This is a genomic window from Erwinia piriflorinigrans CFBP 5888 (assembly GCF_001050515.1).
Lineage (GTDB): Bacteria > Pseudomonadota > Gammaproteobacteria > Enterobacterales > Enterobacteriaceae > Erwinia > Erwinia piriflorinigrans.
The window spans coordinates 250,267-274,150 of sequence record NZ_CAHS01000015.1 but is presented as its reverse complement, the minus strand read 5'-3'; the positions used below and the strand labels follow the sequence as shown (position 1 = coordinate 274,150).

At 53.5% G+C, this 23,884-nt stretch carries 21 protein-coding genes; 11 read left to right on the top strand and 10 right to left on the bottom strand.

Going from position 1 to position 23,884, the window contains the following annotated elements; genetic code table 11:
* Window positions 1–34 precede the first annotated feature (34 nt).
* Both EPIR_RS09470 and EPIR_RS09465 read right to left on the bottom strand, forming a co-directional pair.
* Window positions 35–1,975, bottom strand: a complete 1,941-nt coding sequence (locus EPIR_RS09470) for an exoribonuclease II (RefSeq protein ID WP_023655153.1) — start codon at window positions 1,973–1,975, stop codon at window positions 35–37.
* Between the two features lie 84 nt (window positions 1,976–2,059).
* Window positions 2,060–4,366 carry an FdhF/YdeP family oxidoreductase gene (locus EPIR_RS09465; RefSeq protein ID WP_023655152.1) on the bottom strand — a complete coding sequence of 769 codons (2,307 nt, stop codon included), beginning with the start codon at window positions 4,364–4,366 and terminating at the stop codon, window positions 2,060–2,062.
* A gap of 306 nt (window positions 4,367–4,672) precedes the next feature.
* Between EPIR_RS09465 and EPIR_RS09460 the strand changes: the two genes are divergently transcribed.
* A complete protein-coding gene (locus tag EPIR_RS09460; RefSeq protein ID WP_023655151.1) occupies window positions 4,673–5,569 on the top strand; it encodes a LysR family transcriptional regulator in 897 nt (298 codons plus the stop codon).
* Here EPIR_RS09460 and EPIR_RS09455 read toward each other — a convergent pair whose 3' ends face one another.
* The 6 genes from EPIR_RS09455 to sapA form a co-directional block, all read right to left on the bottom strand.
* Complete coding sequence (locus EPIR_RS09455) at window positions 5,570–6,718, bottom strand: CMD domain-containing protein (RefSeq protein WP_023655150.1); 1,149 nt, start codon at window positions 6,716–6,718, stop codon at window positions 5,570–5,572.
* A 324-nt stretch (window positions 6,719–7,042) separates the two neighbouring features.
* On the bottom strand, window positions 7,043–7,840 hold the full coding sequence (gene sapF / locus EPIR_RS09450) for a putrescine export ABC transporter ATP-binding protein SapF (RefSeq protein WP_023655149.1): 798 nt from the start codon (window positions 7,838–7,840) through the stop codon (window positions 7,043–7,045).
* Entirely contained in the window at window positions 7,840–8,832 is a 993-nt protein-coding gene (gene sapD / locus EPIR_RS09445; RefSeq protein ID WP_023655148.1) for a putrescine export ABC transporter ATP-binding protein SapD, read from the bottom strand. Before sapD ends, sapF begins: the two co-directional genes overlap by 1 nt.
* Entirely contained in the window at window positions 8,832–9,722 is an 891-nt protein-coding gene (gene sapC / locus EPIR_RS09440) for a putrescine export ABC transporter permease SapC (RefSeq protein ID WP_023655147.1), read from the bottom strand. Before sapC ends, sapD begins: the two co-directional genes overlap by 1 nt.
* Window positions 9,709–10,674, bottom strand: coding sequence for a putrescine export ABC transporter permease SapB (gene sapB, locus EPIR_RS09435; RefSeq protein WP_023655146.1), 966 nt, complete (start codon window positions 10,672–10,674; stop codon window positions 9,709–9,711). The genes sapC and sapB overlap by 14 nt, the downstream gene beginning before the upstream one ends.
* Window positions 10,671–12,299 carry an ABC transporter substrate-binding protein SapA gene (gene sapA / locus EPIR_RS09430; RefSeq protein ID WP_023655145.1) on the bottom strand — a complete coding sequence of 543 codons (1,629 nt, stop codon included), beginning with the start codon at window positions 12,297–12,299 and terminating at the stop codon, window positions 10,671–10,673. The genes sapB and sapA overlap by 4 nt, the downstream gene beginning before the upstream one ends.
* 687 nt (window positions 12,300–12,986) lie before the next feature.
* On the opposite strand from sapA, the gene EPIR_RS09425 reads away from it, so the two are divergent.
* The gene (locus EPIR_RS09425) at window positions 12,987–13,253 is read left to right on the top strand and encodes a hypothetical protein (protein WP_053083506.1); all 267 of its coding nucleotides are present in this window, start codon (window positions 12,987–12,989) and stop codon (window positions 13,251–13,253) included.
* A 271-nt stretch (window positions 13,254–13,524) separates the two neighbouring features.
* On the opposite strand, the gene pspF is transcribed toward EPIR_RS09425, so the two are convergent.
* Entirely contained in the window at window positions 13,525–14,517 is a 993-nt protein-coding gene (gene pspF, locus EPIR_RS09420) for a phage shock protein operon transcriptional activator (RefSeq protein WP_023655142.1), read from the bottom strand.
* A 168-nt stretch (window positions 14,518–14,685) separates the two neighbouring features.
* Between pspF and pspA the strand changes: the two genes are divergently transcribed.
* From pspA to tyrR, 7 genes are all read left to right on the top strand, one after another.
* A complete protein-coding gene (gene pspA / locus EPIR_RS09415; protein WP_023655141.1) occupies window positions 14,686–15,357 on the top strand; it encodes a phage shock protein PspA in 672 nt (223 codons plus the stop codon).
* A gap of 64 nt (window positions 15,358–15,421) precedes the next feature.
* Window positions 15,422–15,649: an envelope stress response membrane protein PspB gene (gene pspB / locus EPIR_RS09410; RefSeq protein WP_023655140.1), complete on the top strand. Its 228-nt coding sequence runs from the start codon at window positions 15,422–15,424 to the stop codon at window positions 15,647–15,649.
* Window positions 15,646–15,993 carry an envelope stress response membrane protein PspC gene (gene pspC, locus EPIR_RS09405; protein WP_023655139.1) on the top strand — a complete coding sequence of 116 codons (348 nt, stop codon included), beginning with the start codon at window positions 15,646–15,648 and terminating at the stop codon, window positions 15,991–15,993. The genes pspB and pspC overlap by 4 nt, the downstream gene beginning before the upstream one ends.
* Before the next feature lie 17 nt (window positions 15,994–16,010).
* A complete protein-coding gene (pspD, locus tag EPIR_RS09400) occupies window positions 16,011–16,220 on the top strand; it encodes a phage shock protein PspD (RefSeq protein ID WP_023655138.1) in 210 nt (69 codons plus the stop codon).
* A 40-nt stretch (window positions 16,221–16,260) separates the two neighbouring features.
* Entirely contained in the window at window positions 16,261–17,658 is a 1,398-nt protein-coding gene (locus EPIR_RS09395) for a YcjX family GTP-binding protein (protein ID WP_023655137.1), read from the top strand.
* Window positions 17,655–18,710, top strand: a complete 1,056-nt coding sequence (locus EPIR_RS09390; RefSeq protein WP_023655136.1) for a YcjF family protein — start codon at window positions 17,655–17,657, stop codon at window positions 18,708–18,710. Before EPIR_RS09395 ends, EPIR_RS09390 begins: the two co-directional genes overlap by 4 nt.
* Window positions 18,711–18,812: 102 nt before the next feature.
* Window positions 18,813–20,387: a transcriptional regulator TyrR gene (tyrR, locus tag EPIR_RS09385; RefSeq protein ID WP_023655135.1), complete on the top strand. Its 1,575-nt coding sequence runs from the start codon at window positions 18,813–18,815 to the stop codon at window positions 20,385–20,387.
* Window positions 20,388–20,441: 54 nt separating this feature from the next.
* Here tyrR and tpx read toward each other — a convergent pair whose 3' ends face one another.
* Entirely contained in the window at window positions 20,442–20,945 is a 504-nt protein-coding gene (tpx, locus tag EPIR_RS09380) for a thiol peroxidase (RefSeq protein WP_023655134.1), read from the bottom strand.
* Window positions 20,946–21,062: 117 nt separating this feature from the next.
* Between tpx and ycjG the strand changes: the two genes are divergently transcribed.
* A complete protein-coding gene (gene ycjG / locus EPIR_RS09375; protein WP_023655133.1) occupies window positions 21,063–22,031 on the top strand; it encodes an L-Ala-D/L-Glu epimerase in 969 nt (322 codons plus the stop codon).
* A 202-nt stretch (window positions 22,032–22,233) separates the two neighbouring features.
* The gene (locus tag EPIR_RS09370) at window positions 22,234–23,850 is read left to right on the top strand and encodes a peptide ABC transporter substrate-binding protein (RefSeq protein WP_023655132.1); all 1,617 of its coding nucleotides are present in this window, start codon (window positions 22,234–22,236) and stop codon (window positions 23,848–23,850) included.
* Window positions 23,851–23,884 lie beyond the last annotated feature (34 nt).

Below are 23,884 nucleotides of genomic sequence, written 5' to 3'. Positions count from 1 at the left end.
GGCGGGACAGTAAAAACTATCCCGCCTGAGGCTATCAGGCTACAGGACGTGCCACGATACTGCGGGTTTCCATGCGTACTTCAGCAATGGTCACCTCAATCAGGTCAGTCACGCGATACGCCACCTCACCTTTGATTTGAACGCTGCCATTTTCATTACTGCACACCATCTCATCACGCACGGCATGAATAAATGGGGCTGGAATAAAGGCCACGGCGCCGTTTTCCTGAAGGCGGACACGCATACCGCCACGGGAAACGTCGATCACTTCAGCACTGAAACGCTGTTCGCTACCGGCCGCTTGCTGCAGGAAACGTGAATATAGCCAGTCGCCGACATCGCGCTCCGCCATACGGTTCTGACGACGGCGTTCAGCCATCTTCAGCGTCAGTTCATCGGCAGGACGCGCACACTGTTCGCCTTTGATAATGGCTTTCAGCAGGCGGTGGTTAACCATGTCGCCATACTTACGGATCGGAGAAGTCCATGTCGCATATGCCTCAAGGCCGAGACCAAAATGCGGGCCTGGCGTGGTGCTGACTTCGGCAAAGGACTGGAAGCGGCGAATACGGCTGTCAAGGAACTGAGTCGGCTGGGCATCAAGCTCACGACGCAGATGGCGGAAACCCTCCAGCGTGGCAATCGCCAGCGGGTCAGCGGTGACGCCGTGATTAGCCAGCACGGCGGCAGCCTGCTCGGCATTCACTTCGTCGAAACCGAGGTGGACGTTATAGATACCAAAGCCCAGCTTGTCGCGCAGCACGCTGGCAGCACAAATGTTGGCGAGGATCATAGCTTCTTCAACGATGCGGTTAGCAATACGGCGATGTTCGGCAATGATATCCAGCACTTCGCCTTTCTCACCCAGCAGGAAGCGGAAGTCAGGACGATCTTTGAACACCAGGGCGTGCGACTGCCGCCACTCGCTGCGCGCGAGGCAAAGGCGATTCAGCAGGCGGATCTGATGGGCAATTGCCTCATCTTCAGGCTGCCAGGCACTTGCTTCATCGTTTTCCAGCCAGTCGGAAACGTTGTCATACGCCAGTTTGCAATGTGATTGGATCCATGCGGCGAAGAACTGGACATCGTCTGGTGTACCATCTGCGGTAATGGTGATGCGGCAAGCCAGTACCGGACGGCGTTCATGCGGGCGCAGTGAACAGATATCATCCGACAGCTGGCGTGGCAGCATCGGGATATTGAAGCCGGGCAGGTAATTGGTGAAAGAACGCTCAGCCGCAGCGGCATCCAGCTTGCTGCCTACCGGCACATAGGCGGTAGGGTCAGCGATGGCGACGATCAGTTTCAGCATGCCGTTGCCAGCATCTTCCACAAACAGCGCATCGTCCATATCTTCGGTACTGGCGCTGTCGATAGTGACAAACGGCAGAGAAGTGAGGTCTTCACGCTCCAGCTGCTCATCCAGCATCTCTTGTGGCGTCGCCACATCCGGCGCTTCGCGCTCCAGATTATGGCGCGACAACGTAACCCACCACGGAGCCAGGTGGTCTTCCGCTGTGGTAATAAATTCGGTCAACTCGGCATAAAAGGTGCGATCGCCTTTCAGCGGATGACGGCGCATTTCAGCAACCGCCCAGTCGCCAGCCTGAAAGTCATGCTTCACATTACGCTCGGAGCGGCATTGAATGGCATCTTTCAGCAAAGGATGATCGGGAATAATCGACAGGCGGTCGTCTTTCTTCTGCACACGGCCGACAAACCGCGTCAGGAACGGTTCAATCAGCGTTTCCGGATCGGCAACTTCACGATCCTTATCACTTTGAATAACCGCACTTACACGGTCACCGTGCATGACTTTTTTCATGAACGGAGGGGGAATAAAGTAACTTTTCTGCGCATCGACTTCCAGGAAGCCGAAACCTTTTTCAGTACCTTTTACCACACCCTCAACGCGCGGCGTTTGGGAATGGAGCTTCTCTTTGAGCTGCGCGAGCAGCGGGTTATCCTGGAACATAATTTCAACAATTTTCGTGGCCTAAGAGCGGCAGACAGTTTTACGCGATTAACCGCTCCACGGCAAGTAAAAAGCCCTGCATGATCAGGCGATGCGTAGCCCGTTTATTGCAGGCGACAGGGTGATTTTAACCGGAATCGATTTTGACGTCGGCGTACCGCTGTCATCGCCAAAGCTGGAAAGAGGAACCAGCGGGTTCGTCTCCGGATAATAGGCGGCAAGATTTCCGCGCGGAATAGCATAAGGAACCAACTTAAAGCCGCTTACCTTGCGGGTAATCCCATCATTCCACAGGGTTTCAATGTCGACATCATCGCCAGCGGCATAACCCAGTTTCGCTAAATCTTCGGGATTGATAAACAGCACTTCTCGCTGGCCATAGACACCGCGATAGCGATCGTCCAGCCCGTAGATGGTGGTGTTGTATTGATCGTGTGAACGCAGGGTTTGCAGAGTGAAGGGGACTTCAACATCCAGCTGTGGGAAAAGCGTCTCGGGCAGGGCCGCCGCGCTAAACTGCGCTTTTTCATTAAGGGTATTAAAACGCAGCTCGGCGGCGGCATTGCCCAGATAGAAACCGCCTTTAATATCGCAGCGGGCATTAAAATCGTTAAAGCCTGGGATGGTCGCGGCAATATGATCGCGGATTTTATTGTAATCATCCGCCAGTCCGAGCCAATCCACTTTCTCGCTGCCCAGAACCGCATGAGCAATTCCGGCCACAATCCAGGTTTCAGAACGCTGGGTCGTGGCGATGGGCTTACCGACGCCTTCTGATGCATGTACCATGCTGAAAGAGTCTTCAACGGTGATAAACTGCGGTCCGCTGGCCTGAATATCCTGTTCTGTACGTCCGAGCGTCGGCAGGATAAGGGCATCCAGACTACCGGGGCAAAGGTGGCTGCGATTCAGCTTGGTACTGATTTGTACCGTAAGGCCACAGCGCTTTAGCGCTTCTTCAGTGCGCGGGCTGTCAGGTGCGGCTGCCGCAAGATTGCCGCCAAGCGCGATCAGAACTTTGATCTCATCACGTAGCATGGCCTCCAGCGCCTGGACGGTGTTGTGACCGATTTCACGCGGTGGGGTGAAAGCAAAGTGTTCTGCCAGACTGTCAAGAAACGCCTTAGAGGGCTTTTCGTCAATCCCCATCGTGCGATTACCCTGCACATTACTGTGACCTCGAACGGGACACAGGCCGGCCCCTTTTTTGCCCAATTGGCCAAACAGTAGCTGTAGGTTAACGATTTCGCGCACGGTATCTACGGAATGCTTATGCTGGGTAATGCCCATTGCCCAGGTACAAATGACCCGATCCGCGCTCTGATAAATTGCCGCCGCTTCACGGATCTGCTGTTCACTCAGACCGGACTGTTTAACAATTTGCGGCCAGCCGGTGGCATCGACCATCGCAAGATAGGCACTGACTCCTTCCGTATTGGCCTGGATAAAGGCTTCATCAAAAAGACCCTGTTCACCCTTCGCGATACGTGCACGATGGTTTTCAGCCAACACTTTAACCATGCCGCGCACTGCCGCCATATCCCCACCCAAATTCGGCTGGTAATAACTCGAACTGATGGTACCCGATTTGCTCGTTACCACTTCAAGCGGCTTTTGTGGATCGGCGAAACGCTCAAGCCCACGTTCGCGCAGGGTGTTAAAGGCGACGATTTTTGCGCCATGATCGGCGGCATGGCGCAGGCTGTGCAGCATACGAGGGTGGTTTGTTCCGGGGTTCTGACCGAAGACAAAAATGGCATTGGCATGGTCGAAATCATCAAGACGAATCGTCCCTTTGCCCACGCCGATACTGCGTTTCAGGCCCGTGCCGCTGGCCTCGTGACACATATTGGAACAGTCAGGGAAGTTATTGCTGCCGTTCATGCGGCCAAACAGCTGATACAGCCATGATGCTTCATTACTGGCACGGCCGGAGGTGTAAAGCTCCATCTGGTCAGGATTGTCCATCGCGTTAATATGAGACGCGATGAGTGCGAATGCCTCTTCCCAGTCAATCGGCTCATAGCGATCGGTCGCGCGGTTATAACGCAGGGGTTCGGTAAGGCGACCCTGATACTCGAGGAAATAGTCGCTTTGTTGATAGAGAGCCGATACGCTGTGCTGCGCAAAAAATTCAGCACCGATGTGGCGACGAGTGGCTTCCCATGTCACCGCTTTCGCGCCGTTTTCGCAGAAGCTGAAAGTACTTTTATTATCATCACCCCATGCACAACCGGGGCAGTCAAAGCCTTTTGCCTTATTCATGCGCATTAGATTGCGCATGTTTTTTAACACTTCTTTGCTGTCGAAGACGAAACGGGTGGTAGCTTCCAGCGAACCCCAGCCGCCCGCAGCGGCCTGGTATGGCTTAATGGCTTGTTTAAATTTCATAATCTCGCAGGCTTATATTGATTTTTTGTTAAAAATTATAGCGCTCTTTTTTGCAAGTCTGCGGCGAAAGAGGGACATTGTCTAATTGATTGCGAAGATGGTGCGATAAGTCGCGTTTATCACGCAATTGGGAAAAACAGCAAGTTGTACGGATTCATCATCAGCAAATTAGCTCTTCGCTTCAACCGCGTTGGGTATACTGGATGACGTGCGCATAATTTGTGTTCCTCCCTGGTAAAGACGGCGCGAATTGTCACCTGATGGCGTCACCGGGAAGCTTACTTGACTGACTGAAATAGAATTCCTATGGATATTAAGCAACTGATCTACCTTTGTAATCTGGAACGTGAACGCCATTTTGGCCGTGCCGCCGAGGCCAGTTTTGTCAGTCAGCCTACGCTTTCAATGCGTCTGAAAAACCTTGAACGTGAATTAGGGCTGTCGCTGATCAACCGTAGCAACAACTTTGACGGTTTCACCCCGGAAGGTGAGCGGGTCTTGTCATGGGCGCGTGAGATAGTTTCTGTTTATCAGGGACTTAAACTGGAGGTAGAATCACTGAAACATGGGGCCGGTGGTACACTGCGTATCGGCGTGGTCCCGCAGTGCAGTATTTCTCTACCGGTCATTCTTAAAGCGGTCACTGAGCGCTATCCACAGCTTGACTATCGTGTCGCGGTGCTTAGCGCCGACCAGCTGCTCGAAGCACTTAACAGCCATACTGTCGATGCTGGAATCGGCTTTTTTGAACCGGCAACGTTGCGCGAGCTGCATTTTCAGGCAGAGATGCTGGCGGATCGAGGGGTGGAACTGCTGTACCATCCACACTATTTTCCGCAGTTAGTGGGTGTGACCTCACTGGAACTGGTGGATATTGCCAGACTGCCGCTGTGTCTCGCTGAACCGACGCGCTATTTTCGTCGCTACATTGACAACCATTTCCGTGATGCGGGCCTCATTCTGCGCGTGGTGCTGGAAACAACCTCTGTATTTCAGCTATTGCAAGGCGTGCAGGTTGGGCTTGGCTGCCTGATTTCACCGGTCGGTCATCTGTCAGAGCCGATGCCCAGCGATGTGCAACGCTGTCGCGTGGTGATACCACCGATGTCAAGGCAGGGAGCCGTAGTGATTGCTGAACCCGGGCGTGCCACACCGCTGGCACAGCATTTCTTTGATGAGGTACGCCGTTGTCTAATGAGTTAGCTAATGGTTACTGCTGGTTCCCAGCCCCTGCATCAGGCGGTTGCACCAGCTGCTCACGGCCACGCTCAGGATAATGCCGAATACTTCTGTCAGGTTCAGGCCCACTTCCCTCAACGGCTGAATATGCGCTTGGCCGACGCGCTCCGGTGTCCGCGTCAGATGGGCGGCGAACTGAATGACCGCCTGCTGTTGCTTATCGGCAGCGCCTAATGCGCATTGGACGCTCTCCTTTAATGCTTCACGCAATGTTCCTGCCGGATAACGATTGAAGCAGATGCTACTGCCGTTAATACGTGCCGTGACTGCTGCGGCAAGGGCGAACTGCGGGTGATGGCGCTCGTCGGCCAGGCTGTCCAGCAGATGGCTCCATCCTGACAGTGTTCTTGCATCATGTGCAAACAGTCGCGCAGCGACCTGCAATTCGTTGAGCGGCTGACAGTGAGCCAGTGCATCCAGCTGATCGGGAGCGGCATAGCGCATTTCCAGCGGGGTGATCAGGGGTTGCCAGTCGACTATGGAGGTGAAAAGAGTGCTGTCGGCATCGGGAGGCACATTCACGCCAGGCATCCAGCGTACCGGTAGCGCCAGCAGGGCGTGAATACCCGCCACCACTCGCGCCTGATAACTGACAAAACCGATAACCTGACTCATGCTGATAATATCGGGTGCGCTCAGGCCAACATCATCCAAACGCTGCACCGTGACGGCATTAATTAACGTTGGCTGGGTAGCAAGCTGACGGGCAAATTCCGTGATCTGCGTCAGACGATGATTGCTTTCTCGCGAGGAGTCTGGCCCCGGCAACGGATGAAGTCTGGCGGCATAATGATTGCATAAGCGCTGTACGCCCGCGACCTGTGCTACCGTCAATGCGCTGCTAAGACGATCGTATAGTGTAAGCGTGTGGCTAAGCGTTGTGGGCAACAGAGCAGGGAAGAGAAGCTGATAAAGATGTTGGGAAGCCCGAAGAACGGGGCGGTTTTGTTGCAAAATGGATTTGATTTCCCCCTCTACTCTTTCGGCCAGACCAAGCAGAAAACGGTCTTCAATTGTTGCAGCTTCGGGAACCAGCGGTGCACGCTGTGCGGGCAGGCTGGTCTGCGTTTCGTGATACCAGCAGCTATTACCGGTAAAGCGGCGCTGTTCCATAAGCTTTCCTTTTCGGGTTAACGTGCACGCAGCGCAGGCACTTTGCGACGCGCATCTGACAAGCGGGCCTGAATGGCTGAATTATCCTGACGCAAGCCGTTGGCCGAAAGAAATAATCATCGGTACTATCAAATAGCTGGAAGGTATAAGCGGCGAGAAATACAGCGCTGATTGCTGACAACTTTGCCAGCAGAATAGGCTGGCGCCGGAAGGGGGGAGGGTTGCCATCAGTGGCGGCAACCCTCCAGATTTATCCGGCTGGCAACAGAGGGTATCGCGGCAGAAAATGACCGGGCGTGAGTTTTATTTATGTATTTGCCTGTTTTAGTGTCCTGGTGCAGGATGCAACGTCTCGCCAAAATGGCTTGAAACCAGGCGTTTAGTCAGTTCGTGTTGAGGCGAGGCAAGCACCTCGGCTGTGGCTCCGCGCTCTACCACTTCACCATGATGCATCACCAGCACCTGGTCGCTGATATGCTTCATCATGCCCAGATGCTGGGTAACATAGACATAGGCTATGCCGTGCTTCTCTTGCAACTCCAGCATCAAATTGATCAGCTGTGAGCGCATGGACATATCCAGTGCGGCTAGCGCTTCATCGGCAACAATCACCTGGGGTTGTAATATCAGCGCACGCGCAAGGCCGATACGCTGTTTCTGACCCGGTGCCAACATATGCGGATAATAGGAAGCGTGATCGGGCAGCAGACCGACCTGGCGTAACGTGGCAATAATGCGTTTTTCACGCTCTGCGCTCTCCAACTTGGTATTAAGACGTAGCGGAAAATCGAGAATTTGGCTGATACGCTGACGAGGATTAAGCGATGTCGAGGGGTCCTGAAAAATCATGCGGATACGCTGGCTACGCCAGGCATAATCACCAAACTCCAGCTTCCGACCGTCAATGGATATGTCGCCATCAGACGGGGCGATCATGCCGCTGAGCATTTTTGCCAGCGTCGACTTGCCTGAGCCATTTTCTCCGATAATCGCCAACGTCTGACGCGCACTCAGGCTGAAACTAACATCTTTTACCGCTTCGACATGCTGGCGTCGAAACAGTCCGGTACGGTAGCGAAAGGTTTTACTCAGATTCTGCACTTCCAGCAGTGTTTCACCCATTATTGGCTCTCCATATTCAGCGGAAAGTGACAGGCAAAAAGATGATTTTTGGACCCAGCCAAACGCGGTGTTTCGATACAGGTTTTCTGCGCGTAGGGGCAACGCGGGCCAAGACGACATCCAATCGGTAAATGCTCAAGAGAAGGAATAGCGCCCGGTAAAGTATTCAGACGACTTTTGTGCGCCAGCGAACGACCGAAGTCCGGCATCGCACGTATCAACGCCTGAGTATAAGGATGATGAGGCGCACTAATCAGCTCGTCGCTGAATGCGGTTTCCACCGTTTGCCCGCAATACATCACGTTGATTCTGTCTGCCCATTGACTAAGCATTTGCAGGTCGTGGCTGATTAACAGAATGGTGGTGTTATTGTTCTGATTCAGGCGCGCCAGCAGGCGGAAAATCTGCGCCTGGGTGGTTGGCTCCATCGCGTTGGTCGGCTCATCCGCGATCAGCAGCCGGGGCTGGTTTGCCAGCGCAATGGCAATCATCACCTTTTGACACTCCCCGTCGGTTAACTCGTAGGGGAAACTGCTCATGATATCTTTGTGATCTTTAATCCCCACGCGGTGCAGAAGTTCAATCGCGCGCCGGTGACGCCAGTGAATGCGTTGATACCAGCGGCCTTTCCATGTCCAGCCTGGAATGGCCTGTTTCAGCTGGGTGCCGATACTTTCTGAAGGATCGAGGCACGACTGCGGCTCCTGGAAAATCATCGACACATTATGACCGACGATTTTGCGGCGTTCGCGTGCCGAGAGATGCAGCAGGTCAATATCGTTGAAGCGCATCCGATCGGCGGTAATGCGCCAGTTATCTTTAGTCACGCCGCAGATAGCCTTAGCGATCAGACTCTTCCCCGAACCCGACTCACCAACCAGACCTCTCACTTCCCCTTCTGTCAGCGTGATACTGACGCGATCCACCACCTTGACCGGACCTTCGGCCGTCATAATTTCAATCGTCAGATTGCGAATATCAAGTAGCGGCATTATTCAACTCCAGCAACGATAGCGCGCCGCACCCCGTCACCCAGCAGATTGACAATGAGTACACTGAGCATAATGGCGGCGCCAGGTAACATGACGGTCCAGGGAGCGACATAAATCAGTTCAAGAGAGTCACCGAGCATCGCCCCCCATTCGGGAGAAGGCAGCTGTGCGCCGAGATCAAGAAAACCGAGAGCGGCTATATCCAGGATGGCTATCGACAGGGCGCGGGTGAACTCGGTGACCAGCAGCGCAAGGATATTCGGTAAAATGGCATAAAGCAGGATCTGAAAGCTGCTGGCACCGTCAAGACGAGCGGCCACCACGTACTCTTTTTCCTGCTCATCGTGTACCGCAGTGTAAATAGCGCGAACCAAACGAGGCAGCAGGCCGAGGAAGACTGCCAGCATGGCATGCTCCAGCTTTGGCCCCATAAACGCCACAACAATGATCGCCAGCAGCAGCGAAGGTATCGACAGCAGGGTGTCCAAAACATGGTTAAGTACCGCCGAACGCAGCCCGTGCGTTAGCCCGGCCATCACTCCGATCAGCATGGCGCAGCAGGCGGAAATCAGCGTCACGATAATCGCCGAACCTACCGTCGGTGTCGCCCCACATAACAGCCTGCTAAGCAGGTCACGGCCCAGATCATCAGTGCCGAGAAAAAAAGAGACGTCGCCATAACGTGACCATGACGGCGGCAGCAGCTGATAACCGAGGAACTGTTGATCGATATCGTAAGGTGCCAGCAAAGTCCCAAAAACAGCCAAAAGCAGCAGGGCCGCAAAGGCGTAAAAGGCAATCATCGAGGTGGTATCGCGATAAAACAGTCCCCAGGTATGGCGGAGTGGACTGGGTGGTCGCCTCTCGGAATAGATATTATCGGATGGCATACAGTTCCTTATGTTTCAGCGGGTTCGTCATGGCACCCAAAATATCGGATAGCACGTTGACGGCGATGACCAGCCCACCAACCACCATCACCCCGGCAGATATCGCTGCATAATCCTGTTGTCGGATAGCATTAATCAGCCAGCGTCCCAATCCTGGCCAGCTAAACACCATTTCAGTGATCATCGCCAACGTCAGCATGGTGGAAAACTGTAAGCCCAGGCGGGGGATCACCGGGGGCAATGCGTTATGCAAAACGTGACGACGAATAATGGTCATTAACGACAGCCCGCGCGTTGATGCTGCTTTGACATAATTTTGTTGCATTACATCCCGCGTGCTGAGACGCAGCAGTCGGATCACCTCGGTGGTTGGAGCGACCGCCAGTGCGATAACCGGCAGTACCATATGTTGCAATGCGCTGATGACCATTTCACGACGCCACGGCGAATCAGAGAGCCACGCGTCGATTAGCGCGAACCCGGTAACATGCTTCACCGGATATAACAGGTCAAAACGTCCTGAAACCGGTAGCCAGCCTAGATTTAGCGAGAAAAACAGCGTCAACAGCAGTGCCAGCCAAAAAACCGGTAACGAAAAGCCTAATAACGCCAGCGTACTAATGGCCTTATCCTGCCATTTGTTACGCATGACTCCGGCAACAATACCTAGCGGGATGCCGATTGTCAGGGCCAGCGTAAAGGCCATCAGACAAAGCTCCAGCGTGGCCGGAAACACTTCACGAAGCTGTTGGTTAATAGACTGACCGTTAATACTGGACACGCCAAAATCGAGATGCAAAATCCCCTTAAACCAAAACATCCAGGCATCCGGCAGGGAGGCCCCCTGTAGCGGTGCTTGCGGGGTAAAGTAACTCAGGCTAAAGCCCAGCAGTGTTAACATAAATAACGTGATAACAAACAGCGCTAAGCGGCGTAGACTATAGATAATCACCGTGATTTCTCCTCGCCATCATCGCGGTAAACACCGGCAAATGAAGCATTTCCAAACGGGCTGAGCACCAGTCCTTTTATATCATAGCGGTAAGCCTGTAGGCGCAGAGAGTAGGCGAGTGGCAGTACCGGTAACTCCTGTGCCAGCATCATCTGCGCCTGGTCATAATAGTCGATACGTTTTGCCAGTTGCTGCGACAGTAGCGCTTTGTGCAGCAGGCCATCAAAACTGACATTGCACCAGTGCGCATAGTTAGTTTGTGAGGCGATGGCTGCGCAACTGAGCAGAGGGCGGAAAAAGCTGTCCGGGTCATTACTGTCGGTGGCCCAACCGGTTAGCGTCAGATCGTGGTTCATCTCCATTAATCTTGCTTCCTGAAAACGACCTTCCACCTGCACGATGGTGACCGTGACGCCGACTTGTGCCAAGTCTGCCTGAATAAGCTCTGCCGTTTTCAGCGGGCTGGGGTTCCAGGCTTGCGAAGCGGAGGGAACCCACAGCGTCAGATGCAGGTTGTCAATTCCCAGCGCCTGAAGCTCTTGACGCGCCTGTGCCGGATTGTAAGGAGTGACGTGCGCCTCCGTATCATAAGCCCATGAGGCACGCGGCAAAATTGAAGCGGCCGTTTCGGCCGTGCCGTAATAGATTGAAGCCATCAAACGTTCGTTATTGATGGCCAGCGCCAGTGCCTGGCGTACCTTTGGATTGTCGAGTGGCGCCTTGCGGGTATTAAATGCCAGATAGGCGATATTCATTCCCGGGCGCAACGTCAGGCGCAGGCGCGGGTCATCACGCAGGATTGAGAGCTGGCTTGCCGCCGGGTAAGCCAGTACGTCGCACTCCCCGGTTAACAGTTTTGATAAGCGCCCGGTACCGCCCGCGCTGATGTCCACCACGACCTGTGACATACGTGGCTGGCCTTTCCAATAGCCATCGTGACGTTGCAGGCGAATATATTGCCCACTGCGGTAGTCATTAAGCATGAACGGCCCCGTACCGACCGGCTGGCGGTCCAGCAGTTCCGGGTGGTCAACTTTGGTTAACCGTTCGGCGTATTCGTTTGACAGCACCGGAGCGTAGTGCGTGGCGAGATGCCACAGGAAGGAGGCATCGGGGCTGTTAAGGCGGATCTCCACCGTGCGATTATTCAGCTTTTTCACGCTCTGTACCGCATCGACAAATTGCAGGCTGTCAAAGTACGGGTAGTTGCCCCCATTAACATTATGCCAGGGATGATGACGGTCAAATACGCGCCCAAAGCTGAACACCACATCATCAGCATTCATCGGCCGCGTCGGGGTAAACCACGGGGTATGCTGAAAAGGGACATCTTGACGCAGGTGAAAACGGTAGGTCGCGCCGCTATCCAGTACTTCCCAGCTCTCCGCCAGCTCCGGGATCAGGCGGTAGGTATAAGGATCGACGTCGAGCAGTCGGTCGTAGAGCTGCGCCGCCAGCGTGTCTACCACCAGCCCACCGCTGGCCAACTGTGGGTTAAACGTATTGATGACGCCATTTACACAATACACGAAGCCGCTCTGGCGAATATCGCCGGGCGAGGAGGACCAGGCCGGTGTACTCAGCACGCTCAGGGCGAGAAGCAATAGAGGGAATAATTTGCGCATAACTCTTCTGATATTTCAGGCAGTAAACTTAGTGTAACCCACACTCTGCCTGTACCCAAAGTTTGCGGTGGTAAATGCTTTTTTTTCATCCAGGGGAGACAAGCGCAGCAATCAGGATACATATACTCACCGCTTCTGCGGGAATGAGAAAAATTCTCAATAAACCTCTTTACAAGTGTTATTGAGAATGATTATTATTATCGCGCTGCTTGTCGGTGGCTCTGCCGCTAAGTAGCACGACATTGCTCACATTACTTCCAGTATTTTTAGCCCGCCTGGCGCGGGCTTTTTTTTCGATATGCCGATTCTATTCGTTGGGATCATCGGCCGATATCCAGATAAAAAAATCTTGACCCTGGCCGGGACACAATGATATCAGTAGTTTCGTTACGTGACTAATTTTAATATTTCCCTTGCCCACCGCAAAATTAAAGTCTCACTATGGATAAAAGGAAATGATCTCTGTTTTTTTAAAAAAATCATCTGCCATATTAAGTTTACCGCTAACAATATTATCTATCTCTTTTTCATCGATGCGCATAATTGGCGAGCATAACTCCCTTGTTGACGTTTTTTTATCAGTCATCATTTTCCTTGGTTTTACGGGTTTATTTAAAATAATAATAAGTCTGACATGCTGGTTCAATGGAAAGAGCAGTTAATATCTAACTCTAAAAGGAATTTTAAATGAAAGCATTAACACAAGTTGAAATAGTCTCTGTTTACGGTGGGGATGGTGGGGCTCCAGCAACTCCCGCCAACGCCGTTGGAGAAGCCGTAATCATTGGCGCTATGAGTACAATCGCCTTAGGTGCTGCCACAGGTTCCCCTGTGGGCCCTGTTGGTATGATTATTGGCGGCGTTACTGCCGGCATATTAACTGCCGTTGGTTCACATATTGGCGGCGGTGGTCGACAGTGTCGAATCCATGCCGGATATCAGTTCTGTGATTGATAATTTGTATTAAAAGGTTGGATGATCGCATTGCCAATTGTCCAACCATTGTTAGCCTTTGAAAAAAGGCTAACAATTTTCAGGTTATTAATCATCACATATCTAAAGTCTCATATTATCGTTCAAATCAATCCTCTGTGTTCACTCATTGAGATTCCACCAAGTGATATTCTATAAAATCGAAACGCGGTACACGGCCCTGCATGCATGACGGCGAAGGAGGAACCTGATGGTGAATTCAGTCACTATCACTGCGGATTGCCTCACTTGGCTACTCCTCATCAAACTGAATTTGATGCTTCTTAAGCATGGCCCTTAGCTGATGATAGGTCACGCTCAACAGTTCAGCGGCCCGGCGTTGATTAAATCGCGCTTGTGTCAGAGCTTGTTCAACCAACATTTTTTCCTGCTGATACTGCCAGTGACGCAGATCGAGCGGCAGAGCCGGCAAACTGTCTGCATTGTGCGGCGGCGGAGACTCCACTCTGCTGCGTTGGAAAGGATCGATAATGATGGTATCCAGCGTCTCTTCGCTATTTGCATGGCGGTAAACCGAGCGTTCCACCACATTTTTCAGTTCGCGGACATTTCCCGGCCAACCGTATTCCAGTAGCTGTCTCTCTGCGGCGCGGGAAAAACCGGTAAACAGCGGCAGTCCCAGTTCTCTGCACATCTGAATGGCAAAATGCTGCGCCATCACCAGGATATCGCTACGACGTTCGCGTAAAGGCGGTAGCTGGACAACATCAAAAGCCAGCCTGTCTAACAGATCGGCGCGGAATCGACCCTCGCGTGCCAACTGGGGTAAATCGGCATGAGTGGCACAAACCAGTCGGACGCTTACCTGCAACGGCTGGCTGCCACCAACCCGCTCAAGCTGACCATATTCAATAACCCGCAGCAGTTTTTCCTGTACCAGCATCGGTGCGGTTGCCAACTCGTCAAGAAACAGCGTGCCGCCATCGGCGCGTTCAAATCGCCCCAAATGACGTTTCTGTGCGCCGGTAAACGCCCCGGCCTCATGGCCAAACAGCTCAGAATCCAGCAGGTTTTCATTCAGGGCGGCGCAATTTAAGGAGATAAACGGCCCCTGCCAACGCTCCGAGAGGTAGTGCAATCGGCTGGCGATTAACTCTTTACCTGTACCGCGCTCACCAATCACCAACACCGGTTTATTAAGGGGGGCCAGCCTTGAGACCTGCTCCAGAACCTCAATAAAATTGTTTGATTCACCAATCAGATTATCAGGGTTTTCACTTGTCATTAAATTCACCAATTTTTAGTGATAATCACCATGTTATTAACTTTCACACTGGCTGTAAAGTTAATCGTTCATTGAAAATCAATGAGATACAAATTGGCACGCTATTTGTATTAAGTCTTTAGCCAACAGGCACAGTGCCTGACACCAGACTCAAAGAGGATTTTAATTATGGGTATTTTTTCCCGTTTTGCCGACATCGTTAACGCCAACATCAACTCTCTGCTGGAGAAAGCGGAAGATCCGCAGAAGCTGGTCAGACTGATGATTCAGGAAATGGAAGACACGCTGGTAGAGTTGCGTTCCACCTCTGCACGAGCGCTGGCTGAGAAAAAGCAGCTGCTGCGCCGAATTGGGCAGGGAGAAAGCCAGCAGGCCGAATGGCAGCATAAAGCCGAACTGGCGCTGTATAAAGAGAAAGAAGATCTGGCGCGTGCAGCCCTGATGGAAAAACAGAAACTGACTGACCTGATTGCCGCTTTGCAACAGGAAGCCAGCCAGGTAGAAGAGAGCCTGACACGCCTTAAAGGTGAAATCGGTGAGCTGGAAAATAAGCTGGCTGAAACCCGGGCGCGCCAGCAGGCGCTGACGCTGCGCCACCAGGCCGCTTCCACATCACGGGATGTGCGTCGTCAGCTTGACAGTGGCAAACTGGATGAAGCAATGGCACGCTTCGAATCATTCGAACGTCGTATTGATCATATGGAAGCTGAAGCCGAGAGCCACAGCTTTGGCAAACAAAAAAATCTTGATCAGCAGTTTGCTGAATTGCAGGCAGATGATGAAATCAGTCAACAACTTGCCGCACTGAAAGCGAAACTCAATCGTAGCGACGATAAGTAATCATTGGGCAGGGCATCCGTGGCGATGCCCGTGAACTCAAGTCAGGTTAATTCAAGGAGAGTGAATGAGCGTGTTATTTCTTGCTATACCCTTAACCATCTTTGTGCTGTTTGTTGCGCCGATTTGGTTATGGTTGCACTACACTAACCGAAATAATGGCAGTGCTGAGCTGTCGCAAAATGAACTGCAACGCCTGCAACAACTGACGGTGGATGCACGTAAAATGCGTGAACGCATTCAGGCGTTGGAAGCTATACTTGATGCCGAGCATCCGAGTTGGAGGCAGCCATGATTCAGAAGAAGCTTTACCGTATTCCGCAACAGGGTAAGGTAAAAGGAGTTTGCGCTGGGATTGCCGATTACCTGAATATTCCGGTGCGGCTGGTGCGGATTATCGTGGTGCTGTCGATGGTGTTCGGCCTGTTTATCTTTACGCTGGTGGCTTACTTCGCACTGGCAATGGTACTGGATGAGATGCCGCTGAGTGAGCAGGGCGCCGATAAACCGCTCAGCGCCCATCAGTTGCTTGACCAGTTGAGTCATGAACTTAACGGCGGTGAGCAGCAGCTGCGACAGGTGGAGCGTTACGTGACTTCTGAAACGTTTAGCGTACGCAGTCGCTTCAGTCAGCTTTAACCTCAAGGGGTAATAAGATGCGTCATATAAAACGACATGCTCCGGCGCTCAAAAAAGCCGGTAAATTTATTTTGATCAACGCGATCACCTACGGCCCGGCGGGGCTAAGCGGCTGGGCGGTGAAATCAGTGGCGCGCAAGCCGCTGAAAATTTTCCTGGCCTGGGCGCTGGAACCGCTTATCCGCCGCGTAATCAAAGGGGCCAGCTCACGCTGGGTTAAACCCTGATCGATTGACGACATAACCCGATAAGGCATTATCGCCACCGATGAAAAGACTACAAAATGAATTGCTGTCTCTGGTCAATCGCGGCGTGGATCGCCATCTGCGTTTGGCTGTTACCGGACTGAGCCGTAGCGGCAAAACCGCGTTTATAACCTCCCTGGTTAATCAACTGCTTAATGTCAATGCTGGCGCGCGTCTGCCGCTGTTTTCCGCAGCGCGCGAACAGCGCCTGCTCGGCGTGAAACGCGTCGCGCAGCGCGATCTTGGTCTGACTCGTTTTACCTATGATGAAGGGCTGGCACAGCTGTACGGCACGCCACCAAGCTGGCCTACGCCAACGCGCGGCGTCAGTGAAATGCGCCTTGCGCTGCGTTACCGTTCTCGTGATTCGCTGCTGCGTCACTTCAAAGATACCTCAACCCTCTATCTTGAAATCGTCGACTATCCAGGAGAATGGCTGCTTGATTTGCCCATGCTGGCGCAGGACTATCTGAGCTGGTCACGCCAGATGACCGGGCTTTTGCAGGGCGATCGTGCCATCTGGGCGCAGCGCTGGCGGGAGCTGTGCTCCGGGCTGGATCCGTTCGCTCCCGCTGACGAAAATCGGCTGGCGGAGATTGCCGCTGCCTGGACAGAATATTTACAGCTCTGTAAGCAGGAAGGCTTACATTTTATCCAGCCCGGACGCTTTGTGCTGCCCGGAGAGATGGCTGGTGCACCGGCTCTCCAGTTTTTCCCGTGGCCAACGATAGAGGAAGGGGCGGAAACGCGTTTGATGCAGGCTGAGGCCTCCAGCAATATCGGTACGCTCCGCGCGCGCTATCAATATTATTGCCAACACGTCGTGAAGGGTTTCTACAAAAATCACTTCCTGCGTTTTGACCGACAAATCGTACTCGTCGACTGCCTGCAACCTCTCAACAGCGGGCCGCAGGCATTTAACGATATGCGTCTGGCGCTGACGCAGCTGATGCAAAGTTTCTCTTACGGTCAGCGTACCCTGTTTCGACGCCTGTTCTCACCGGTGATTGACAAGCTGATGTTTGCCGCGACAAAAAGTGACCATGTCACGGCTGACCAGCATGCCAATCTGGTCTCTTTGTTACAGCAGTTGGTACAAGATGCCTGGCAGAATGCCGCTTTTGAAGGGATCACAATGGATTGTGCGGGGCTGGCTTCAGTGCAGGCCACACAGAGCGGTCGGGTCGATCATCAGGGAGAGAGCATCCCGGCGCTGCGGGGTCACCGGCTGGCGGATAATCATGAGCTGACCGTTTACCCAGGTGAGGTTCCTGCCCGTCTGCCCGGCAGCGTATTCTGGCAAGAGCAGGGCTTCCATTTTGAACAGTTCCGCCCGCAGGATGTAGATATCGATCGTCCTTTGCCGCATATCCGTATGGATGCGGCGCTGGAATTTTTACTGGGAGATAAGCTGCGATGAACGCACCGATTAAACCACGTATCGATTTTGCCCAGCCGCTAAAGGAAGAGCGGGTGACGGCTGTGCGCCAGCCGCAGGCTTTTGTCGACCGGCAGGATCGCTTTATTGCCGCAGATCCTGCAACAGAGACAGCACCTGAAGGTGCAGGCGAACAGGCTGTGGAGGCAGCGCTGCGGCCGAAACGCAGCCTGTGGCGTAAAATGGTCACCGCCGGGTTGGGCCTGTTTGCCGTCAGTGTTATCGCCCAGGGCGTGCAGTCGTTGTACCACGCCTGGATCGCGGCAGACTGGATTGCTTTGGGGGCTGGCGCGGCTGGCACATTGATCGTGGCCGCCGGAGCCGGATCGTTGATTAGCGAGTGGCGTCGCCTGTATCGTTTGCGCGAACGCGCAGAAGAGCGTGATGTGGCGCGTGAGCTGCTGGCCAGTCACAGTATTGGCAAAGGTCGTTCCTTCTGCGAAAAGCTGGCACAGCAGGCGGAGCTGGAAGCGGGGCATCCGGCGCTGCAACGATGGCAGGCATCACTGCATGAAACCCATAACGATCGTGAAGTGGTCGTGCTGTATGCACAGTTGGTGCAGCCGGTGTTGGATCGCAAAGCACGGCGTGAAATCAGTCGTTCAGCCGCTGAGTCAGCGCTGATGATTGCCGTCAGTCCGCTAGCGCTGGTGGATATGGCATTTATTGCCTGGCGCAACCTGCGTCTGGTCAATCGTATCGCCGCACTGTATGGCATCGAACTTGGCTATTTCAGCCGTATCAGGCTTTTCCGTATGGTACTACTGAACATGGCATTTGCCGGGGCGTCAGAGCTGGTCAGCGAAGTCGGAATGGATTGGGTGTCACAAGATATTGCCGCCCGACTCTCCACCCGGGCAGCACAGGGGATCGGTGCGGGTCTGTTAACCGCCCGGCTTGGCATTAAGGCAATGGAGCTTTGCCGCCCGCTGCCGTGGCTGGAAGAAGATAAACCGCGACTTGGCGACTTCCGACGTGAGCTGATGGCGCAACTGAAAGAAAGCCTGCAAGGAAGTGATAAAAAAGCACAGTAGTCTGCCTAAGTGTCAACTTTTCATGACAGAGTACTTCTGGCCCGGCGAGGGATAGCGTATTATCTGCGGATAGGGTTTGCACTGTAATAACAAGGGAAACGCATGCGTCTTGAAGTTTTTTGCCAGGATAGAATCGGCCTGACCCGCGAACTGCTGGACCTGTTGGTTGAACGCAGTATCGATCTCCGTGGCATTGAAATTGCCGCCATCGGCCGCATCTATCTCAACTTTTCTAATCTTGGTTTCGACGCGTTCAGCCAGCTGATGGCGGAGATCCGCCGCATTTCCGGCGTTACCGATGTTCGTACCGTCTCCTATCTCCCTTCGGAACGCGAACATCGTGCGCTAAGTGCGCTATTGATCGCCCTGCCGGAGCCGGTTTTTTCTATCGACTTGAAAAGCAAAGTTGAGCTGGCTAACCCTGCCGCACAGACACTGTTTGCCCTTAACGAAGAAAAAATGCGCAACTATAATGCCGGTTCGCTTATTTCCGGCTTCAACTTTCAGCGCTGGCTGGAAAGTGAACGCATTGAGCCTGAAGCACATCATGTGGTGCTTCAGGGGAGAGATTTTCTCATGGAGGTGACGCCGGTATATGCTCAGGATGAAGGGCAGACGGCACCTAATCCGGTGGGCGGCGTGGTGCTGCTAAAGTCAACGGCGCGCATGGGCCAGCAGTTGCAAAAGCTGGCGGTCAATGACGACTCTGATTTTCAGCACATTGTTGCGGTTAGCCCCAGGATGCGCCAGGTTGTCGATCAGGCCCGTAAGCTGGCGATGCTGGATGCTCCGCTGCTGATCGTCGGGGATACCGGCACAGGAAAAGATATGCTGGCAGCGGCATGCCACCTGCGCAGCGCGCGCGGGAAAAAGCCGTTCCTTGCTCTCAACTGCGCCTCACTGCCTGATGATGTTGCGGAAAGTGAGCTATTTGGTCACGCGCCGGGGGCCTATCCCAATGCCCTTGAGGGCAAGAAAGGCTTTTTCGAGCAGGCCAGCGGCGGCTCGGTGCTGCTGGATGAAATTGGCGAAATGTCACCACGCATGCAGACCAAACTGCTGCGCTTTCTTAATGACGGCACTTTCCGACGCGTAGGGGAAGAACACGAGGTTCACGTTGATGTTCGTGTGATCTGCGCTACGCAGAAGAATCTGTTGGAGCTGGTACAACGCGGTGACTTCCGTGAAGACCTGTACTATCGACTTAATGTGCTGACGCTGAATCTGCCGCCGCTGCGCGACCGCCCACAGGATATTCTGCCACTGACGGAAATGCTCGTTGCGCGGTTTGCTGATGAGTTGGGTGTGGCACGGCCTAAACTGTCTTCACAGCTTAATGCCTTTCTGACTCGCTACGCCTGGCCTGGCAACGTGCGGCAGCTGAAAAACTCGCTGTATCGGGCATTAACCCAGCTGGAAGGCAATGAAGTGCGCCCGCAGGATATTATGTTGCCGGAGCATGTCATGGCGCTGCCATTAGGAGAAGAGGCGATTGAGGGGACGCTGGATGAAATTACCAGCCGCTTTGAGTCTTCAATATTGACCCGGCTTTATCTTGCCTATCCCAGCACGCGCAAGTTGGCAAAACGACTGGGGGTTTCCCATACGGCAATTGCCAATAAATTGCGTGAGTATGGCATCAGCCAAAAGAAAAGCCACCAAGACACGGGCAGCTAAGCGTATTGCGGCAGGCAAAGGGCGCCCCTAATCGGGGGCGCCACGTTGTGAGAATTACTTTAGACTTGCCAAAGCCGCGTCGTAATCCGGCTCTGAGGAAATTTCATCAACCAACTGGCTGTAAATCACCTGGTCATTCTCGTCAAGCACCACGACGGCGCGTGCGGCAAGGCCATTTAACGGGCCATCGATAATAGCAACGCCGTAATCTTTAAGGAAAGCGGTGCCGCGCAGGGTAGAAAGGGTCACGACGTTGCTTAAGCCATCTGAACCACAGAAACGTGACTGCGCAAACGGCAGATCGGCCGAGATGCACAACACCACGGTATGGGTGAGCTCGCTGGCCAGTTGGTTGAACTTACGTACTGAAGTGGCACACACGCCGGTATCAACACTGGGGAAGATATTCAGTACCTTACGTTTTCCCGCGTAATGTGAAAGTGAAACATCTGAAAGGTCTTTAGCGACCAGAGTGAAAGGTTGCGCCGTCTGGCCAGGTGTTGGCAACTGGCCATCAACGGTAACCGGATTGCCCTGAAGATGTACGGTCTGAGACATAATCTATCCTTTTATTGTTTATGATGTTTTATCGTCTTCAGTGTCAGTCACACTAAAAGCATGAACCCGTAAAGTACCATTAGAGCAGCTTAAAGCGAACCTGTTAAGGAACTCAGTATGAGAGCAGTGAGGGTCTATCCAGAAAGCTGGCCATTGCACAGTGCATTTGTTATCGCGCGTGGTGCGCGCCTGGAAGCGGGGATTGTGGTGGTGGAACTGGAGGAGAACGGCGTGAAGGGGATTGGCGAATGCACCCCTTATGCGCGTTACGGCGAAACGGATGCATCGGTGCTGGCGCAAATCGCGCCGCTGATCCCAGAGATTGAGCAGGGATTAACGCGCGCCGCGCTGCAACAGCGCTTACCGGCCGGTGCGGCGCGTAACGCTATCGACAGCGCGCTGTGGGATCTGGAAGCACGTTCTGCTGCGCAGAGTCTCTGGCAATTAACCCATACAACGCCCCCCGTGCAGATTGAAACAGCGCAGACCGTTTGCATCGATGTGCCGGAAATGATGGCCAGTAGCGCACTGGCGCTTTGGGAAAATGGTGCCACGCTGATAAAAATTAAGCTGGATGACCATTTGATTGCTGAGCGCCTGGTCGCGATCCGCAGCGCGGTTCCACAGGCGATGCTGATCGTTGATGCCAATGAGTCCTGGCACAGTGAAGGGCTGGCATCGCGATGTCAGCTGCTGGCGGATCTGCACGTCGCCATGCTGGAGCAACCGTTGCCGGCCGGCGATGACGCAGCGTTGGAAAACTTCGTCCATCCACTGCCAATCTGTGCTGACGAAAGCTGTCATACTGCTGACAGCCTGTCTGCACTGCGCGGACGCTATGAAATGGTCAATATCAAACTGGATAAAACCGGTGGACTGACCGCAGCGCTGGAGCTGGCACATGTTGCTCAACAGCAGGGATTGGCTATTATGCTGGGCTGTATGCTGTGCACTTCCCGCGCTATCCGGGCGGCGCTGCCGCTGGTGCCGGCCGCGCGCTTCATCGATTTTGATGGCCCAAGCTGGCTGGCGATAGATGCTGAACCGGCGCTGGCATTCCACCGTGGGCATATTGCGCTCACATAGCGGTCAGCCGCGCCGTTCCACCTTTATTCAGTGTATTTGGGCAATAAACTCGGGGGGCAGAATGAGTGCTTCGGTCGACGAGGTCAACCACAGGCGCTGACAATTAAAACGCTGTTTCCCGGCGGATAATTTGCGTTAATGTGCCGCTGCTAGCCATAATACACCTTATATCAAACGACTCTGACAGGTAAGGATATCGTATATGAGCGAGCCATCACCCATTCCGCTGGCCGTATTGGCCCTGATTATTACCTCGGTAGCGCACGCTGCGGACGTCCCGCCGGGGGCCCAGCTGGCGCAGCGGCAGGAAATTGTGCGGCACATCAAAGACGAACCCGCTTCGATCGACCCGGCGAAAGCGGTGGGCCTGCCGGAAATCCCGGTGATCCGCGATCTGTTCGAAGGGTTGACCAACCAAGATGCCAGCGGCAACATCGTTCCCGGTGTCGCAAGCAGTTGGCAAACTCAAGACAATATCACCTGGGTATTTACGCTAAGGAAAGATGCACGCTGGTCTAACGGTGACCCTGTCACAGCCGAAGATTTTGTTTACAGCTGGCGGCGACTGGTGGACCCAAAAACCAGCTCTACCTTTGCCTGGTTCGCAGGATTGGCTGGGATTGCCAATGCAGACGCGATTGTTAAAGGCCAGATGCCTGCGGATAAGCTGGGTGTCAGTGCCATTGATGCCACCCATTTGAAAGTCACGCTTGATAAACCACTCCCCTGGTTTGTGAGTCTGACTTCCAACTTCAGCCTGTTTCCGGTACCACAAAAAGCTATTGCGCAATACGGTGAGCTATGGACGCGCCCCGGCAACCTGGTGGGCAACGGTGCCTATGAGTTACATAGTCGGGTGGTGAATGAAAAGCTGGAACTGGTGAAGAATGAGAATTATTGGGATAACGCCCACACCGTTCTGACCAAAGTGACCTTTGTGCCGATCAGTGAGGAGTCCAGCGCCACCAAGCGTTACCGGGCAGGGGATATTGATATCACCGAGTCATTCCCGAAAGAGCTGTACGGCCTGTTGAAAAAACAGCTGCCGGGCGAGATCTATACCCCGGATCAGCTAGGAACTTACTACTATGCGTTCAATACGCAGAAGGGGCCGACTGCTGACGTGCGGGTACGCAAGGCGCTGTCCTGGACGATTGACCGCCAGGTGATAGCGGGTAAGGTGCTGGGAACCGGCGAAAAACCGGCCTGGCATTTTACGCCGGATGTGACCGCCGGTTTTCACCCGCAGCAGAGTTTCATCCAGCAGCACAGGCAGGATGCATTAAATACCCAGGCTAAAACGCTGCTGGCAGCGGCGGGTTATGGTCCCGATCGTCCGCTTGATTTAACGCTGCTGTATAACACTTCCGAAAACAATAAGAAGCTGGCTATCGCGGTTGCCTCAATGTGGAAGAAAAATCTCGGTGTGAATGTCAGGCTACAGAATCAGGAGTGGAAGACTTATATCGATAGCCGTAACAGCGGAAATTTTGACGTCATCCGCGCATCCTGGGTAGGCGATTATAACGAACCGTCTAGCTTCCTCAGTCTGCTGACGTCCACACATAGCGGTAATATGTCCCGCTTTAGCAACAGCGAGTATGACGGTCTGTTGGCGAAGGCCAGCCGTGAGACCGACGCTAAACGGCGTAATGATGACTATAACCGGGCGGAGCAGATTATCGCCGATTGGGCACCGATTGCTCCGGTCTATCAATTCACCAACGCCAGGCTGATAAAACCGTACGTTAAGGGGTATCCCATTACCAACCCGGAAGATATTGCCTACAGCCGCACGATGTATATCCTGAAGCACTAGGCCTCCCGCAGTAAGTCAGACCTGCTGGCTTACT

What these genes read in the sequence shown, in the direction of transcription:
- EPIR_RS09470 (WP_023655153.1), bottom strand. Translation starts at nt 1,975, where the DNA reads ATGTTCCAGGATAACCCGCTGCTCGCGCAGCTCAAAGAGAAGCTCCAT.
- EPIR_RS09465 (WP_023655152.1), bottom strand. Translation starts at nt 4,366, where the DNA reads ATGAAATTTAAACAAGCCATTAAGCCATACCAGGCCGCTGCGGGCGGC.
- EPIR_RS09460 (WP_023655151.1), top strand. Translation starts at nt 4,673, where the DNA reads ATGGATATTAAGCAACTGATCTACCTTTGTAATCTGGAACGTGAACGC.
- EPIR_RS09455 (WP_023655150.1), bottom strand. Translation starts at nt 6,718, where the DNA reads ATGGAACAGCGCCGCTTTACCGGTAATAGCTGCTGGTATCACGAAACG.
- sapF (WP_023655149.1), bottom strand. Translation starts at nt 7,840, where the DNA reads ATGGGTGAAACACTGCTGGAAGTGCAGAATCTGAGTAAAACCTTTCGC.
- sapD (WP_023655148.1), bottom strand. Translation starts at nt 8,832, where the DNA reads ATGCCGCTACTTGATATTCGCAATCTGACGATTGAAATTATGACGGCC.
- sapC (WP_023655147.1), bottom strand. Translation starts at nt 9,722, where the DNA reads ATGCCATCCGATAATATCTATTCCGAGAGGCGACCACCCAGTCCACTC.
- sapA (WP_023655145.1), bottom strand. Translation starts at nt 12,299, where the DNA reads ATGCGCAAATTATTCCCTCTATTGCTTCTCGCCCTGAGCGTGCTGAGT.
- EPIR_RS09425 (WP_053083506.1), top strand. Translation starts at nt 12,987, where the DNA reads ATGAAAGCATTAACACAAGTTGAAATAGTCTCTGTTTACGGTGGGGAT.
- pspF (WP_023655142.1), bottom strand. Translation starts at nt 14,517, where the DNA reads ATGACAAGTGAAAACCCTGATAATCTGATTGGTGAATCAAACAATTTT.
- pspA (WP_023655141.1), top strand. Translation starts at nt 14,686, where the DNA reads ATGGGTATTTTTTCCCGTTTTGCCGACATCGTTAACGCCAACATCAAC.
- pspB (WP_023655140.1), top strand. Translation starts at nt 15,422, where the DNA reads ATGAGCGTGTTATTTCTTGCTATACCCTTAACCATCTTTGTGCTGTTT.
- pspC (WP_023655139.1), top strand. Translation starts at nt 15,646, where the DNA reads ATGATTCAGAAGAAGCTTTACCGTATTCCGCAACAGGGTAAGGTAAAA.
- pspD (WP_023655138.1), top strand. Translation starts at nt 16,011, where the DNA reads ATGCGTCATATAAAACGACATGCTCCGGCGCTCAAAAAAGCCGGTAAA.
- EPIR_RS09395 (WP_023655137.1), top strand. Translation starts at nt 16,261, where the DNA reads ATGAAAAGACTACAAAATGAATTGCTGTCTCTGGTCAATCGCGGCGTG.
- EPIR_RS09390 (WP_023655136.1), top strand. Translation starts at nt 17,655, where the DNA reads ATGAACGCACCGATTAAACCACGTATCGATTTTGCCCAGCCGCTAAAG.
- tyrR (WP_023655135.1), top strand. Translation starts at nt 18,813, where the DNA reads ATGCGTCTTGAAGTTTTTTGCCAGGATAGAATCGGCCTGACCCGCGAA.
- tpx (WP_023655134.1), bottom strand. Translation starts at nt 20,945, where the DNA reads ATGTCTCAGACCGTACATCTTCAGGGCAATCCGGTTACCGTTGATGGC.
- ycjG (WP_023655133.1), top strand. Translation starts at nt 21,063, where the DNA reads ATGAGAGCAGTGAGGGTCTATCCAGAAAGCTGGCCATTGCACAGTGCA.
- EPIR_RS09370 (WP_023655132.1), top strand. Translation starts at nt 22,234, where the DNA reads ATGAGCGAGCCATCACCCATTCCGCTGGCCGTATTGGCCCTGATTATT.